General features: G+C 36.8%; 22 protein-coding genes and 1 tRNA gene. All 23 read left to right on the top strand.

Translation table 11 applies throughout. The features are described from left to right. The first annotated feature begins 6 nt into the window (after positions 1-6). The 23 genes from HPY60_04700 (at position 7) to HPY60_04810 (ending at position 12654) form a co-directional block, all read left to right on the top strand. Positions 7-720 (top strand): 30S ribosomal protein S4e, encoded by a 714-nt coding sequence (locus HPY60_04700; protein NPV50482.1) that lies wholly within the window; start codon positions 7-9, stop codon positions 718-720. An 11-nt stretch (positions 721-731) separates the two neighbouring features. Beyond that, positions 732-1262, top strand: a complete 531-nt coding sequence (locus HPY60_04705) for a 50S ribosomal protein L5 (GenBank protein ID NPV50483.1) — start codon at positions 732-734, stop codon at positions 1260-1262. Beyond that, the gene (locus HPY60_04710) at positions 1259-1402 is read left to right on the top strand and encodes a 30S ribosomal protein S14 (protein ID NPV50484.1); all 144 of its coding nucleotides are present in this window, start codon (positions 1259-1261) and stop codon (positions 1400-1402) included. The genes HPY60_04705 and HPY60_04710 overlap by 4 nt, the downstream gene beginning before the upstream one ends. Positions 1403-1412: 10 nt before the next feature. Beyond that, positions 1413-1799 carry a 30S ribosomal protein S8 gene (locus HPY60_04715; GenBank protein NPV50485.1) on the top strand — a complete coding sequence of 129 codons (387 nt, stop codon included), beginning with the start codon at positions 1413-1415 and terminating at the stop codon, positions 1797-1799. Between the two features lie 9 nt (positions 1800-1808). Continuing rightward, positions 1809-2357 carry a 50S ribosomal protein L6 gene (locus HPY60_04720; protein ID NPV50486.1) on the top strand — a complete coding sequence of 183 codons (549 nt, stop codon included), beginning with the start codon at positions 1809-1811 and terminating at the stop codon, positions 2355-2357. A 10-nt stretch (positions 2358-2367) separates the two neighbouring features. After that, entirely contained in the window at positions 2368-2895 is a 528-nt protein-coding gene (locus HPY60_04725; GenBank protein ID NPV50487.1) for a 50S ribosomal protein L32e, read from the top strand. Positions 2896-2899: 4 nt separating this feature from the next. Continuing rightward, complete coding sequence (locus tag HPY60_04730; protein NPV50488.1) at positions 2900-3361, top strand: 50S ribosomal protein L19e; 462 nt, start codon at positions 2900-2902, stop codon at positions 3359-3361. Positions 3362-3365: 4 nt separating this feature from the next. Then, the gene (locus tag HPY60_04735) at positions 3366-3938 is read left to right on the top strand and encodes a 50S ribosomal protein L18 (protein ID NPV50489.1); all 573 of its coding nucleotides are present in this window, start codon (positions 3366-3368) and stop codon (positions 3936-3938) included. A 271-nt stretch (positions 3939-4209) separates the two neighbouring features. After that, positions 4210-4866 (top strand): 30S ribosomal protein S5, encoded by a 657-nt coding sequence (locus HPY60_04740; protein ID NPV50490.1) that lies wholly within the window; start codon positions 4210-4212, stop codon positions 4864-4866. A gap of 8 nt (positions 4867-4874) precedes the next feature. Continuing rightward, the gene (locus HPY60_04745; protein ID NPV50491.1) at positions 4875-5336 is read left to right on the top strand and encodes a 50S ribosomal protein L30; all 462 of its coding nucleotides are present in this window, start codon (positions 4875-4877) and stop codon (positions 5334-5336) included. A gap of 10 nt (positions 5337-5346) precedes the next feature. Then, positions 5347-5802 carry a 50S ribosomal protein L15 gene (locus tag HPY60_04750; protein NPV50492.1) on the top strand — a complete coding sequence of 152 codons (456 nt, stop codon included), beginning with the start codon at positions 5347-5349 and terminating at the stop codon, positions 5800-5802. After that, on the top strand, positions 5802-7178 hold the full coding sequence (gene secY / locus HPY60_04755; GenBank protein NPV50493.1) for a preprotein translocase subunit SecY: 1377 nt from the start codon (positions 5802-5804) through the stop codon (positions 7176-7178). Before HPY60_04750 ends, secY begins: the two co-directional genes overlap by 1 nt. A gap of 9 nt (positions 7179-7187) precedes the next feature. Beyond that, positions 7188-7742, top strand: coding sequence for a DUF106 domain-containing protein (locus tag HPY60_04760; protein NPV50494.1), 555 nt, complete (start codon positions 7188-7190; stop codon positions 7740-7742). A 12-nt stretch (positions 7743-7754) separates the two neighbouring features. Then, positions 7755-8030 carry a 50S ribosomal protein L34e gene (locus HPY60_04765; GenBank protein NPV50495.1) on the top strand — a complete coding sequence of 92 codons (276 nt, stop codon included), beginning with the start codon at positions 7755-7757 and terminating at the stop codon, positions 8028-8030. After that, entirely contained in the window at positions 8030-8572 is a 543-nt protein-coding gene (locus HPY60_04770) for an AAA family ATPase (GenBank protein ID NPV50496.1), read from the top strand. The genes HPY60_04765 and HPY60_04770 overlap by 1 nt, the downstream gene beginning before the upstream one ends. A gap of 12 nt (positions 8573-8584) precedes the next feature. Further along, positions 8585-8842, top strand: coding sequence for a 50S ribosomal protein L14e (locus tag HPY60_04775; GenBank protein NPV50497.1), 258 nt, complete (start codon positions 8585-8587; stop codon positions 8840-8842). Continuing rightward, on the top strand, positions 8839-9810 hold the full coding sequence (locus HPY60_04780) for an RNA-guided pseudouridylation complex pseudouridine synthase subunit Cbf5 (protein NPV50498.1): 972 nt from the start codon (positions 8839-8841) through the stop codon (positions 9808-9810). The genes HPY60_04775 and HPY60_04780 overlap by 4 nt, the downstream gene beginning before the upstream one ends. Continuing rightward, positions 9810-10379, top strand: coding sequence for a class I SAM-dependent methyltransferase (locus tag HPY60_04785; protein NPV50499.1), 570 nt, complete (start codon positions 9810-9812; stop codon positions 10377-10379). Before HPY60_04780 ends, HPY60_04785 begins: the two co-directional genes overlap by 1 nt. Further along, positions 10379-10463, top strand: a tRNA-Ser gene (locus HPY60_04790). Before HPY60_04785 ends, HPY60_04790 begins: the two co-directional genes overlap by 1 nt. A 13-nt stretch (positions 10464-10476) precedes the next feature. After that, positions 10477-10932 (top strand): 30S ribosomal protein S13, encoded by a 456-nt coding sequence (locus tag HPY60_04795; GenBank protein ID NPV50500.1) that lies wholly within the window; start codon positions 10477-10479, stop codon positions 10930-10932. A gap of 5 nt (positions 10933-10937) precedes the next feature. Next, on the top strand, positions 10938-11474 hold the full coding sequence (locus HPY60_04800; protein ID NPV50501.1) for a 30S ribosomal protein S4: 537 nt from the start codon (positions 10938-10940) through the stop codon (positions 11472-11474). Further along, the gene (locus tag HPY60_04805) at positions 11474-11869 is read left to right on the top strand and encodes a 30S ribosomal protein S11 (GenBank protein NPV50502.1); all 396 of its coding nucleotides are present in this window, start codon (positions 11474-11476) and stop codon (positions 11867-11869) included. Before HPY60_04800 ends, HPY60_04805 begins: the two co-directional genes overlap by 1 nt. Beyond that, the gene (locus HPY60_04810; protein ID NPV50503.1) at positions 11869-12654 is read left to right on the top strand and encodes a DNA-directed RNA polymerase subunit D; all 786 of its coding nucleotides are present in this window, start codon (positions 11869-11871) and stop codon (positions 12652-12654) included. The genes HPY60_04805 and HPY60_04810 overlap by 1 nt, the downstream gene beginning before the upstream one ends. The last annotated feature ends 3 nt before the right edge of the window (positions 12655-12657 follow it).

A 12657-nucleotide genomic window follows, 5' to 3' on the forward strand; every position in this document is an offset into this window, starting at 1 on the left:
GGTAAAGTGGGGAGAAAAGGACAGAGAAGATCATTAAAAAGATTGTTTGCTCCAAAAAATTGGAGAATTGAGAGAAAAGTCAAAGAATGGACCGTAAAACCTATTCCCGGGCCCCATTCTAAAGAAGTGTCTATTCCAATTACAATCTTACTTAGGGATTATCTTGGACATGCTACAAATAGGAAAGAAGTAAACTTTATCCTAAATAATGGAGATGTTCTTGTAAATGGAAGACCAATAAAAGATTCCAGTTTCCCTGTAGGACTTATGGACGTTATAGAAATTCCTAAAACAAAGGAATATTTCCGAGTATTATTTGATAAGAAAGGTTCTGTAAATCTTCTTAAAATTGATGAATCTGAAAAGAACACTAAACTCTTCAAATTGATCAATAAGACAATGATTAGAGGAAATAAACTTCAATTGAATCTTCACGACGGAACAAATGTATTATCTGAAGAAGGATATCCAACATCTTCAACACTAGTCATGAAAGTACCGGAAATGAAAGTTGTAGATTCACTTGAATTTAAAGAAGGTTACATTGGACTAGTTATTAAGGGTAAAAACGTTTCAAAGATAGGTAAGATTTCAAAAATCACTGAATTTGGAATATACAAAGATGCAGTATTATTAGAATCAGGAAATGACAAGTTCCAGACATTGAAAGACTATGTGCTTGTCGTTGGAAAAGATTCTCCCATAATTAAAATTGAGTGAGGCTGGTAAAGATGGAAGAGATACTAAAAAATTGGGAAAATCCTATGAGAAAACCTTACCTCTCAAAAGTAACTGTAAACATTGGGGTAGGAGAATCAGGAGAAAAACTAGAAAAAGCTAGGGCACTTCTTGAATTCCTTACTGGTCAGGCACCTATTAGAAATAATGCTAGGCAGACCAATAAAGACTTTGCAATTAGGAAAAGTGAACCTATTGCAGTTTCTGTTACTCTTAGAAGAGAAAAAGCAAATAAATTCCTTATGAGAACTCTTGAAGCTGTTGAGTTTAATTTAAAGGAAAGAAGTTTTGATAATCATGGTAATTTCTCTTTTGGTATAAAAGAACACATTGATCTACCCGACGTTCAATATGATCCTGATGTCGGAATCTTTGGAATGGATGTTTGTGTTAATCTCCAAAAGAGAGGATATAGGGTAAAAGAGAGAAGAATTAAAAAGAGCCACGTACCCAGAAAGCATCAGTTAACTAAAGAAGAAGGGGTACTGTTTGCCAAACAGGAGTTTGGGGTGAACATTATATGAATAAGAAGTTTGGAGTAGGCTCAAGAACGTGCAGACGCTGTGGCACACACCGTGCAGTTATTCGTAGGTATAATCTCATGGTCTGCAGGCGCTGCTTTAGAGAAGTAGCCAGAAAAATTGGCTTCAAAAAATATCATTAGGTGATTAAAGATGAAAATAGATCCTTTGGCCGACGCACTTTCAAATATTTATAATTATGAAAATGCTAGAAAGCCCGATTGTGTTATCCCGGCATCAAAACTTATGGGAAATGTCCTAAGAATTATGCAGAAATGGGGATACATAGGAGCGTTTGAATTTATAGACGATGGTAAGAATGGCCTGTTTAAAGTTGAATTAATGGGGGCCATAAACAAGTGCGGAGTTATCAAACCAAGAACCCCCGCAAAGAATCATGAAATTGAAAATTGGGAAATGAGATACCTTCCTGCAAAGGAGTTTGGGATATTGATTATGTCAACACCAAACGGGGTAATGTCCCATAAGAAGGCCAGAGAGCAAAATATTGGAGGCATTCTTTTAGCTTACGTTTACTAGGTGATGTTTATGGTGCAACATGTCGAGTGGTTGATTGATATACCAGAATCTGTAAAAGTTATGATAGAAGGGGCAAGAGTAACTGTAGAAGGCCCAAAAGGTAAATTAGAAAGAGATTTTCACTTAAAGAACCTTAAGATGGAAAAGCTAGAAGAAGATAAAATTGTTAGAGTATCAATGCCCCATGCATACAAAAAAGAAAAAGCTATGATAGGTACCATCAGTTCACATCTAAAAAATATGATAAAGGGCGTCTCAGAAGGATTTGAGTATAAAATGAAAATAATATATGCACATTTCCCAATGAACGTTAAATTAGATGGCAAGCAGCTTGTGATTTCTAATTTCCTTGGGGAAAAGAGTCCAAGAAGGGCTAATATTTTTGGTAATGTAGCCGTTAAAGTATCTGGCGAATTTGTTACTATAAATGGTATTAACATAGAAGAAGTTGGCCAAACTGCAGCCAATATAGAACTTGCTACTAGGGTTAGAAAGAGAGACCCAAGGGTATTCCAAGATGGTATATATTTATTTGAAAGGGACGGAGCCCCAATATAGGTGAGAAAAAATGAGTTCACGATTATTAAGAGTGAGAAAAAAGCTTAATAGCAAGAGGCCAAAATTTCTGAGATCTGAAACATGGAAACATAAGTCCTTTAAGAACGATCCTAAATGGAGAAAACCTAAAGGTAAAGATAACAAGATGAGGATGAAAAGAAGTGGGAAACAACCACTAGTTTCAGTTGGCTACAGGGGCCCTAAAGAAGTTAGAGGCACACACGCATCTGGCTTGAAAGAGGTCATGATTTCAAATCCCGGGCAAATTGAAGGATTGGAAAATGTTATAGTCAGAATCAATGCATCAGTTGGAAACAAAAAGAAGATTGAAATAGTCAAAAAGGCAGTTATGTCTAACCTCAAAATAGCAAATCCCTCATTGGTATATGTAAAAGTTTCTTCAGTTGAAGAATTTGATGCTATTGAACCTATTAAGAATCATATTCAAAAATTGATAGTCCCGCTTAGCCTTGAAAGCGACACAAGGTCGGATATAGTTAGAAAGGCCGAAGATGCCGGCTTAACGGTGGAGGAGTGATCATATGGATCTAAGTGTACAGAAAAGACTTGCAGCACAATTATTAAAATGCGGCGAAGGCAGAGTTTGGATTGATGGTAACAGCGCATCAGAAATTTCTATGGCAATTACAAGAGAAGATGTAAGAAAATTGATTGATAGCGGCAAAATCAAAAAGAAGCAGGAAGCAGGCATATCAAGGCACAGAGCAAGAGAGAGACACGTTAAGAGAAAGAAAGGAAGAATGAGTGGATTTGGATCTAGAAAAGGAAAAGCCACTGCAAGATATCCTAAGAAGAGAAAATGGATTAATACAATTAGACCATTAAGAAGAACTTTGAATGACTTGAGAGAAAATAAGAACATCGATAAAGTATCTTACAGAAAACTTTATAGGATGGCTAAAGGTGGAGCATTTAGAAGTGTTTCTTACATGAATACTTACATAAAAGAACACGGCCTTATGTCCGAAAAGAGGAAGAGGTGAAACAATGTCAACAGGACCAAGATCAAGAGTACCTTTCAAAAGAAGAAGAGACGGTAAGACTAACTATAAGAGAAGATTAGCCTTAGTTAAATCTGGAAAGAATAGGGTCGTAATAAGAAAATCACTAAATAATATAATAGTCCAAATTGTAAGTTCTACCTTTGAAGGTGATAAAACCCTTGTAACTGCCTTTTCAAAGGAATTAAGGGAGATGGGTTGGACCTTCCATTGTGGCAATACCCCAGCGGCCTACCTAACAGGATACCTTTGTGGTAAAAGGGCTTCTAAAATAGCTGATGAATTCATACTTGATATAGGTCTTCAAAGGTCTATAAAAGGAGGAAGGAGTTACGCTGCTTTAAAGGGATTTATCGATGCAGGGTGTAGCGTTAATGTGGACGAGAGTATTTTCCCCCCAGAGGAGAGATTAAAGGGAGGGGACATATCTTCATATTATGAAGGTCTCGACGGATCTTTAAAGGAAAAAATATTCTCAAATTATTTAAAAAATAAAACAGACCCTTCAAAAATGCCAGGGACTTTTGAAGAGGTTAAATCTAAATTAGACAAGCTATGAGGTGTATATAATGCCAAGAAAGAAAAAAGAAATCATTGAAGAACCTGTTGAGGAAGTTAAGGAAGAGCCATTAGAGAGTCTTGATACTAACGAGATAATTGAAGAACCAAGTGAGGTAGTTGAAGATAATACCGAAGAAGCATTAGAAGAAACTCCCCTGGAAGATGAAGGTACTGAAGAGGACATTATTAAAGATACAGTCTCTGAAGAAGAAGTAATAAAGAAATTATCCATATCAGAGAAAAAGAGACTTGAGGAAGAGAAAAAATCTATGGGAAATAGATGGGTCCCCAAGACAAAACTTGGCAGAATGGTTGCAAATGGAGAGATTACCGATATATCACAAATATTAAATAAGGGACTCAGAATAATGGAGCCTGAGATTGTAGATGTATTACTACCTGAAGTGACTGATCAGAACAATCAGGAAGTCTTGAATATAAACATGGTCCAGAGAATGACTGACTCTGGAAGAAAAGTTAGATTTTCAGTGATGGTTGTTATTGGTAACAGAAATGGTTACGTTGGAATAGGGAAGGCCAAAGCAAAGGAAGTCGGGCCTGCAATTAGAAAAGCAATCAACAATGCCAAACTAAACGTTATCCAAGTTAAGAGGGGATGTGGCAGTTGGGAGTGTAAATGCGGCACAGCACATACAGTTCCATTTAGAGTAACAGGTAAGGCAAGTAGTGTCACTGTAACTTTAATACCCGCTCCAAACGGTTTAGGACTTGCAGTAGGGGGAGTTGGAAAGAAAATCTTAGGACTTGCAGGAATTAAAGATGTGTGGTCAAAAACAGATGGCCAGACACAGACAACAGTTAACTTTGCAAATGCAGTAATGGACGCGCTTTACCAAACAAATACAATGAGTGCTCAGGAGAGAGATATTAAGGTCATAGGTATTGTCACAGGAAATACTAATTAGGTGAGATTATGAACAGACTAGCCGTTGTAAGAGTAAGAGGAAGGGTGGATGTAAGAAAAGATGTACAAGACACTCTTAAAATGCTTAATTTAACTAAAGCAAATCACTGCGTTATAATTGATGATAGGGAATCCTTTGCAGGAATGCTTCAAAAAGTTAAAGATTATGTTACGTACGGGCCGATTGACTCTGATACTTTAGCCAAACTCATAATTAAGTGGGGTAGACTAGAAGGAGACGTTCGAGTAACTGAGGAATATGTAAAGGAAAAAACAGGTAAAGACATAGAATCGTTCTGTAAAGAATATTTGGAATTTAAAGCTGAACTTTCTGACCTTAACATAAAAAAGGTATTTAGGCTTCACCCACCCCATAAAGGGTATGAGGCAACTAAAAAACCTTATACATTGGGCGGAACTCTAGGTCCAAGGGATGTTGAAATCAACGGCCTTATTCAAAAAATGATTTAGGTGTTTTAAGATGATCAGAGTAAAAAAGAAGAGTACAAAAATGAGAGGATCAAGGACATGTGGCGGTGGCTGCTCTAAGAAAAGAAGAGGGGGCGGTCACAGGGGTGGAAGAGGACTTGCTGGTAGCGGTAAGAAAAAGAAGACAAAATGGACAAGAACAATTATCACAATGCCTGGTCACATAGGATCCTATGGATTTTCTAGAGATTCATACTTGAGAAAAGATACTTCCTTTATCAATGTCGGGGCTATTGAAGAACAGATTGAATCTTTAATGGATAAGAACGTTGCTGAAAAGAAGGAAGGAAAGATATATGTTGATGTTTCAAAATTAGGCGTTAAAAAAGTATGCGGAAAAGGTAACGTCAAGGGAACATATGTTATCACAGCAAATGAATTCTCTAAAAAAGCAGAAGAAAAAATATTATCAGCTGGCGGAGAAGCTGTAATTGCAGGTGACAATTAATGAGTGCAGCCGTTGAAGGACTTCAGCAAAGTATATTTAGATTTTTGCCAGAAGTAACATTACCAAAAAAGCGTATCAATCTAAAGAAGAGATTAATTTGGAGTGGATTGATGTTATTCATCTATTTCATATTGGCAGAAATACCTATATATGGGGTAACAGGAAGCCAGATTGATTACTTTGCTGGTCTTAGGGCTATCATGGCTGGAGAAAATGGGTCAATTTTAACATTAGGTATAGGGCCAGTTGTTACTGCAGGAATTATAATGCAGTTACTCGCAGGTTCTGAAATTATAAAATTTGATCTTTCTTCCCCTAAGGGAAAAGCATCCTTCCAAGGCACTCAAAAAATATTAGCAATTTTCCTATGCTTTTTTGAAGCGGCAATATGGATATTGGGTGGTGCATTTGGTAGACCTGATAGTTCATTTTTGTTAGGCTTCATGATTTTACAGCTTGCCATCGGCGGGCTTTTAGTATTAATGATGGACGAAGTTGTTACAAAGTGGGGATTCGGTTCCGGTATTTCTTTATTTATCGCAGCAAATGTTTCTCAGAGGATATTATGGGAAGCCTTTAGTTTTGCCAAGTCACCGATTAATCCTGATGAATTTATTGGGGCTATCCCTGCATTTGTAAAATCATTTATAGATGGGCAACCTGTCTGGGTTAGGGGAGGTTTACTCCCAGATATTACGCAGGTATTCTTTACTTTATTAGTATTCTTAATTGTAGTCTATGCCGAAGGAATGAGATTGGAGATACCACTATCATATGGTAAATTCAGAGGGGCAAGAGGAAGATATCCCATCAAGTTCTTATATGCTTCAAATATCCCAGTCATTTTAGCAGCAGCATTATTCGCAAATGTTCAGTTATTTGCTAGAGTCTTAACTAGTAGAGGAATAAATTGGCTTGGAACGTTTAATGAATTTGGGGGTGCAAAAAGTGGCCTTATTTATTACTTAACTCCTCCTCATAGTCTTGAAGTATTAATCAATGAACCTTTAAGAGCAATAATATATTTAGTTATATTTATAGCCCTTTGTGCCATGTTTGCAGTCCTTTGGATTGATTTAACTGGTATGGGCCCAAAAGAAGTTGCCAAAAAACTTCAAGGTTCAGGAATGCAAATACCTGGATTTAGAAGGGATATTAGAATATTAGAAAAAGTTCTTGACAGGTATATTCCTCCAATTACTCTAATGGGAGGTATATTTGTCGGACTTCTTGCAGCATTTGCCGATTTCACTGGGGCCCTTGGTACTGGTACAGGAATACTTTTAACAGTGGGTATTGTTTATAGAATGTACGAGGAATTAGCAAAAGAGCAAATGGGTGAAATGATGCCTGCATTCAGGCAATTTTTAGGTTAGGTGGAAATAATGAGTTTATATGATGCTATATTAAATCCCATATATAGGGCACTGGACGTAGCATTTGGATGGCTATTTGCATACGGGTCGATGTATGCTATTTTAGTGGTAGCTATTGTAATAGGAACTACACTTACACTCGTTCAGTACCTTCTAGTAGATCAAAAGGAACTCAAATCAATGAGGGAAGAAACTACTGCATTTCAGAAAGAAATGCTTGCTGCACAGAAGGCAAATGATAAGAATAGAATAAAAAAGCTTCAGAAAAAGAAAGGCAGAATAGATGAAATGCAAAGAAAGCTAATGTCAATGTCATTTAAACCCTTGTATATAACTATGATACCAATATTTATCTTCTTTTCATGGCTTAGGCAGTCCCCTGCAGCAGATATTGTAGATCCAGTAGTTGTTAAACTACCTTTTGACACACTTCTTGTTCAATTGTTTCACAGAAGTAGTCCCGCTGGATTACAAACTGGTGATTGGCTAGGATGGCTTGGATGGTATATATTTTCAAGTTCAGTAGTATCAAATATACTTAGAAAAATAATGGGAATGGCTTAGAGGTGAGAAATTATGCCGAGACCGATGTATAGATCAAGATCTTTAAAGAGAAAAAATGTAAGAACACCTTCTGGAAAAGTAGTAACACATTACAGAGAAAAGAGAACAGGTACACCTCATTGTGCCGAGTGTGGAGCTATTCTTGGTGGAGTGCCACGAGGTTTGAGATCTTACGAAATGAGAAGATTACCAAAAACTAAAAAGAGACCAGAAAGAAAATTTGGAGGCGTTCTCTGCCCTTGTTGCACAAGCGACCTAATTAAAAAGGAAGTAAGAGGACAAATCTAATGCGTGTGACTATCGGGGGACCTCCCGGCAGCGGAAAAACAACTGTAGCCAAAATTGTTTCAGAGGAACTTCGATATACACACATATATACTGGAGATATCTTTAGAAATCTTGCTAAAGAAAGAGGAATGTCCTTAGGTGATTTTTCTAAACTAGCTGAGAATGATTACTCAATTGACATTGAAGTTGACCGAAGGCAGAAAGAACTAGGGGCCAAGGACAATATAATCCTTGAAGGAAGAATGGCAAGATTCATGATAGAACCCGACTTAAGTGTCTGGATTACTGCTCCTTTTGATGAGAGAGTCAGAAGAATATCTCAAAGAGAAAATCTCAACTACGATGTGATCTTTAAAGATACAGAATTAAGAGAAAAAAGTGAAATAAGCAGATATCAAAAGATTTATAATGTGGATATATCTAATTTGGCTTCATATGATCTTGTGATTAACTCACTTAGGTTGAGTGCTGAGGGAGTAAGCCAGATCATAATTGCAGCCATAAATAACATATCACCGGTACCAAAGGGCGACCGGGTATAAATTGGAGGTGACATAATGGCAATGGAAATAGGAAGAGTTTGTACAAAACTTTTAGGAAGAGAAGCAGATAAAAACTGCGTTATAGTAGAAATTGTAAACAAAAACTTTGTTGTTGTTTCAGGGCCAAAGGAATTAACTGGTGTTAAGAGAAGAAGATGCAATATAAAGCATCTTGAGCCTTGGGACGTTAAAATTAACGTCGAAAAAGGCGCATCTGACGATACCCTTAAGGAGGCCATACTAAAGGCCAAGGTAGAGGGGTACAGTTGAAATTGTCCGATGGAGACATATTATATAAATCAAAGGACAAGACAAGTTCGAGATATGGGAAAAAACCTGAAGAACGAAGTTTAAACGAACTTTTGCAGAAAGGTATTGTCAATATAGATAAACCCAGAGGGCCTACTTCTCACGAGGTAACTTCTTGGGTAAAAAAAGTTCTTGGCATATCAAAAGCTGGTCATTCTGGAACACTTGATCCTAACGTTTCAGGAGTATTACCTGTCACTCTTGGGAAAGCTACAAAACTTGTTAAACTTTTAATGACCTCTCCTAAGGAATATGTTTGCGTGCTTCATCTACAAAAAGAAGTGCCACAAAACGATCTTATGGGGATATTAAAAGAATACGAAGGTGTTTTGTATCAAAAGCCACCTGTAAAAAGTGCAGTTAAGAGAAGAGTTAGGACTAGAAAAGTACATTACCTAAAACCAATAGAGATAGAAAAAAAAGATATTCTCATGAGAGTCGGGTGTGACGCTGGGACATACATAAGAAAGCTATGTTACGATATGGGGCTTTCATTGGGATGCGGTGCAAGCATGGAAGAGCTAAGAAGGACTAAAACGGGAATTTTTGGAGAAGAGTCCACAATATTGCTTCAAGACCTTCTAGATGCAAAAGTTTTTTCGGTAGAAGAAAACAATGAAGATATATTAAAGAAATATATAATGCCCTATGAAATAGTTCTCGATCCATTAAAAAAAATATGGATTAAAGATACTGCAGTAGAGGCATTATGCCAAGGATCAGTGCTTACAGTTCCTGGCGTATCTAAATTACAAAGCGGAATATCAAAGGGAGAAACAGTCGCTATAATGACTCTAAAAAACGAGGCAGTTTCAATTTCAGAAGCTGAAATGACTTCAGAAGACATACTTAAAAATGATAATGGTATTGTTGCAAAATCATTATCCGTTTTAATGGAAACTGGTGTCTATCCAAGGACGTGGAATTAATGCCGCACTATTACTCTGAAGATGTTACAGCACCCTTGAAAATAGACAGAATCTCAGAAATGATATTGGGAAAAATGTATCAATTTGATATTGCACCGGGTGTTTTCTCTTCAAAGAGAGTGGACAAAGGAACTTTAGCACTATGTGAACTTATGGAGTTAAATAAAAATCATAAAGTACTTGATATGGGATGCGGATACGGAGTCATAGGAATAGTTGCATCATCTTACGTTTCAGAAGTCCATATGAGAGATATAAACAAGAGGGCAATATATTTAACGAAAAGAAATATAAATCTTAATACTATCAAAAACGCATCGGTAAGTCATGGAAACCTTTATGAAGAGCTTGATAAGTTTAATATTATATTGACAAACCCCCCTGTGTCTTCAGGAATGGACGTAGTCGGACTTATGATAGATGAAGCACCAAAACATTTATATGAAGGTGGAAATCTACAACTTGTAATACGAAAAGGGGTAAATATTATAAAAGAGAGATTAGAAAAAAGCTTTGAAAAGGTGAATATAAAGAAGAAATATGGGTATAATGTTATATTTGCTTCATAGCCGGGGTTGCTGAGCTTGGGACGGCGCGGGCCTGGAAAGCCCGTTCTCCATTGGAGTGCATGGGTTCAAATCCCATCCCCGGCGCTATGGTGATTATATGGATGAAGAAGTAAAAGGTATTGTTCGTGTACTAGGTACAAACATAATGGGAAACGACATCTTTGAAGTTGGAATATTGAAAATAAGAGGTGTCGGACCAGTTATGGCTAGAGCTGTGGCTCAAGTGGCAGGTATATCCTCAAAGACAAAAGTAGGAAATATACCTCCAGAAAAATTAAAATTAATTGAAACAATTATTGAGGATCCTATAAAAAATGGCATTCCAGTATGGCTTGTTAATAGGAGAAAGGACTACGAAACTGGCGAGAATATGCACGTAGTCGGGCCAAAATTGTTAATGTCATTGAGAGAAGACCTTAACAGAATGAGAAAGATGAAAAGCTATAAGGGTGTTAGACACCAGCTTGGCCTTCCTGTAAGGGGGCAAAGAACAAAATCCTCATTTAGAAAAGGAACCTCATTAGGAGTTCAGAGGAAAAAGGCTGCAAGGTGATTTGAGTGGGCGATCCAAGAAAAACTAGACGTAAATATGATAAACCATCTCATCCATGGCAAAAAGATAGAATTGAATCTGAAAACGTATTGATGAAAAAATACGGACTTGCTAACAAAAAAGAAATTTGGAAAGCTTTGAGTTTCCTTAGAAATGTTAGAAGACAAGCAAGAGCTCTATTGGCAAGCCATGATGAGGCATCAATGAATCAGACTAAAGACCTTATAACAATGCTTCAAAAATATGGAATATTAAAAGATGAATCTACATTAGAGGACGTATTAACGTTATCTCTAGAAGATATACTTGATAGAAGATTACAATCACTTGTATTAAGGAGGGGACTGGCAAAAACACCAAAGCAAGCAAGACAGTTCATTGTTCACAAACATATTGTATTAAACGGTGCCAAGGTATCAATCCCAAGTTATCTAGTTCCTAAATCTATCGAAGATTCAATTGGATATTCTGCTAGATCAACATTAAATGATCCAAGTCATCCAGAAGTTCCTAAAAAAACAGTAGTTGAGGAGGGTAATTAATGCCAAAAGAAGGTGGAAGATGGGGAGTAGCCCATATATATGCTTCATATAACAATACTCTAATTCATATAACAGACCTAACGGGTGCTGAAACTATAAGTAGAGTTTCAGGCGGTATGATCGTTAAAACAGGTAAAGATGAATCATCCCCTTATGCTGCAATGAAAGCAGCAGCTAAAGCAGCTGAAGAAGCTATAGAGAAGGGAGTAGTAGCTGTCCACATAAGAGTTAGGGCGCCAGGCGGAAACAAAGCAAAGACCCCAGGCAGAGGAGCTCAAGCAACTATCAGGGCTCTTACTAGAGCGGGACTTAGAATTGGAAAAATTGAGGATGCTACACCTATACCTCATGATGGTACAAGAGCCAAAGGGGGCAAGAGAGGTAGAAGAGTATAATGGAAATTGAGATTTTCAAAAAAGACGAAAGAGAATTAAGATTTCTGGTCAGAGGAGTATCTGTACCATTGGTCAACGCCTTGAGACGTATTTTTATTTCAGAAATGCCTTCAATGGCAGTCGACTATCTTAAATTTTATAAAAATAATTCTCCAGTTTTTGATGAAATAATCGCACATAGGGTAGGATTAATTCCATTAAATAATGCATCTGAAATCTATATATCTCCTGAAGAATGCGGGTGTAATGAAGGGTGTGAAAAATGCTCAGTTACTTTATCTCTTGAAAAAACAGGCCCATGCACCGTTTACTCAAGAGATTTAGTTTCTGGAGATCCAGATATACATCCAATTCTTGAAGACATACCAATTACTAAACTCGGTGAGGGGCAAGAATTAAAATTTGATGCCATAGCAAGAATTGGAACCGCAGAAGATCATGCAAAATGGCAGATAGCAAATGCAGGTTATAAATATATTCCTAAGATTGATTTGAATTTAGATAAATGTGATATATGCGAAGAATGTGTTCCTAAATGCCCCAAAGATATTCTTTACAAGGAAAAAGATCAAATTAAAGTTAAAGATATTTATGAATGCACAATGTGTAGAGCCTGTGAAGAAGCCTGTGAACAAGGAGTTATTAAAATATCTTATGAAAATGACGCATTTATATTCTTTGTAGAATCTTATGAAAATATGAATGCTAACGAATTAGTTTCAAAAGCTTTGGACATGCTGTCAACAAAATTGGACAATTTGAAAAGTCTAGTTGAAAAGATTTGAAGC

This window comes from Methanofastidiosum sp., assembly GCA_013178285.1.
Lineage (GTDB): Archaea > Methanobacteriota_B > Thermococci > Methanofastidiosales > Methanofastidiosaceae > Methanofastidiosum.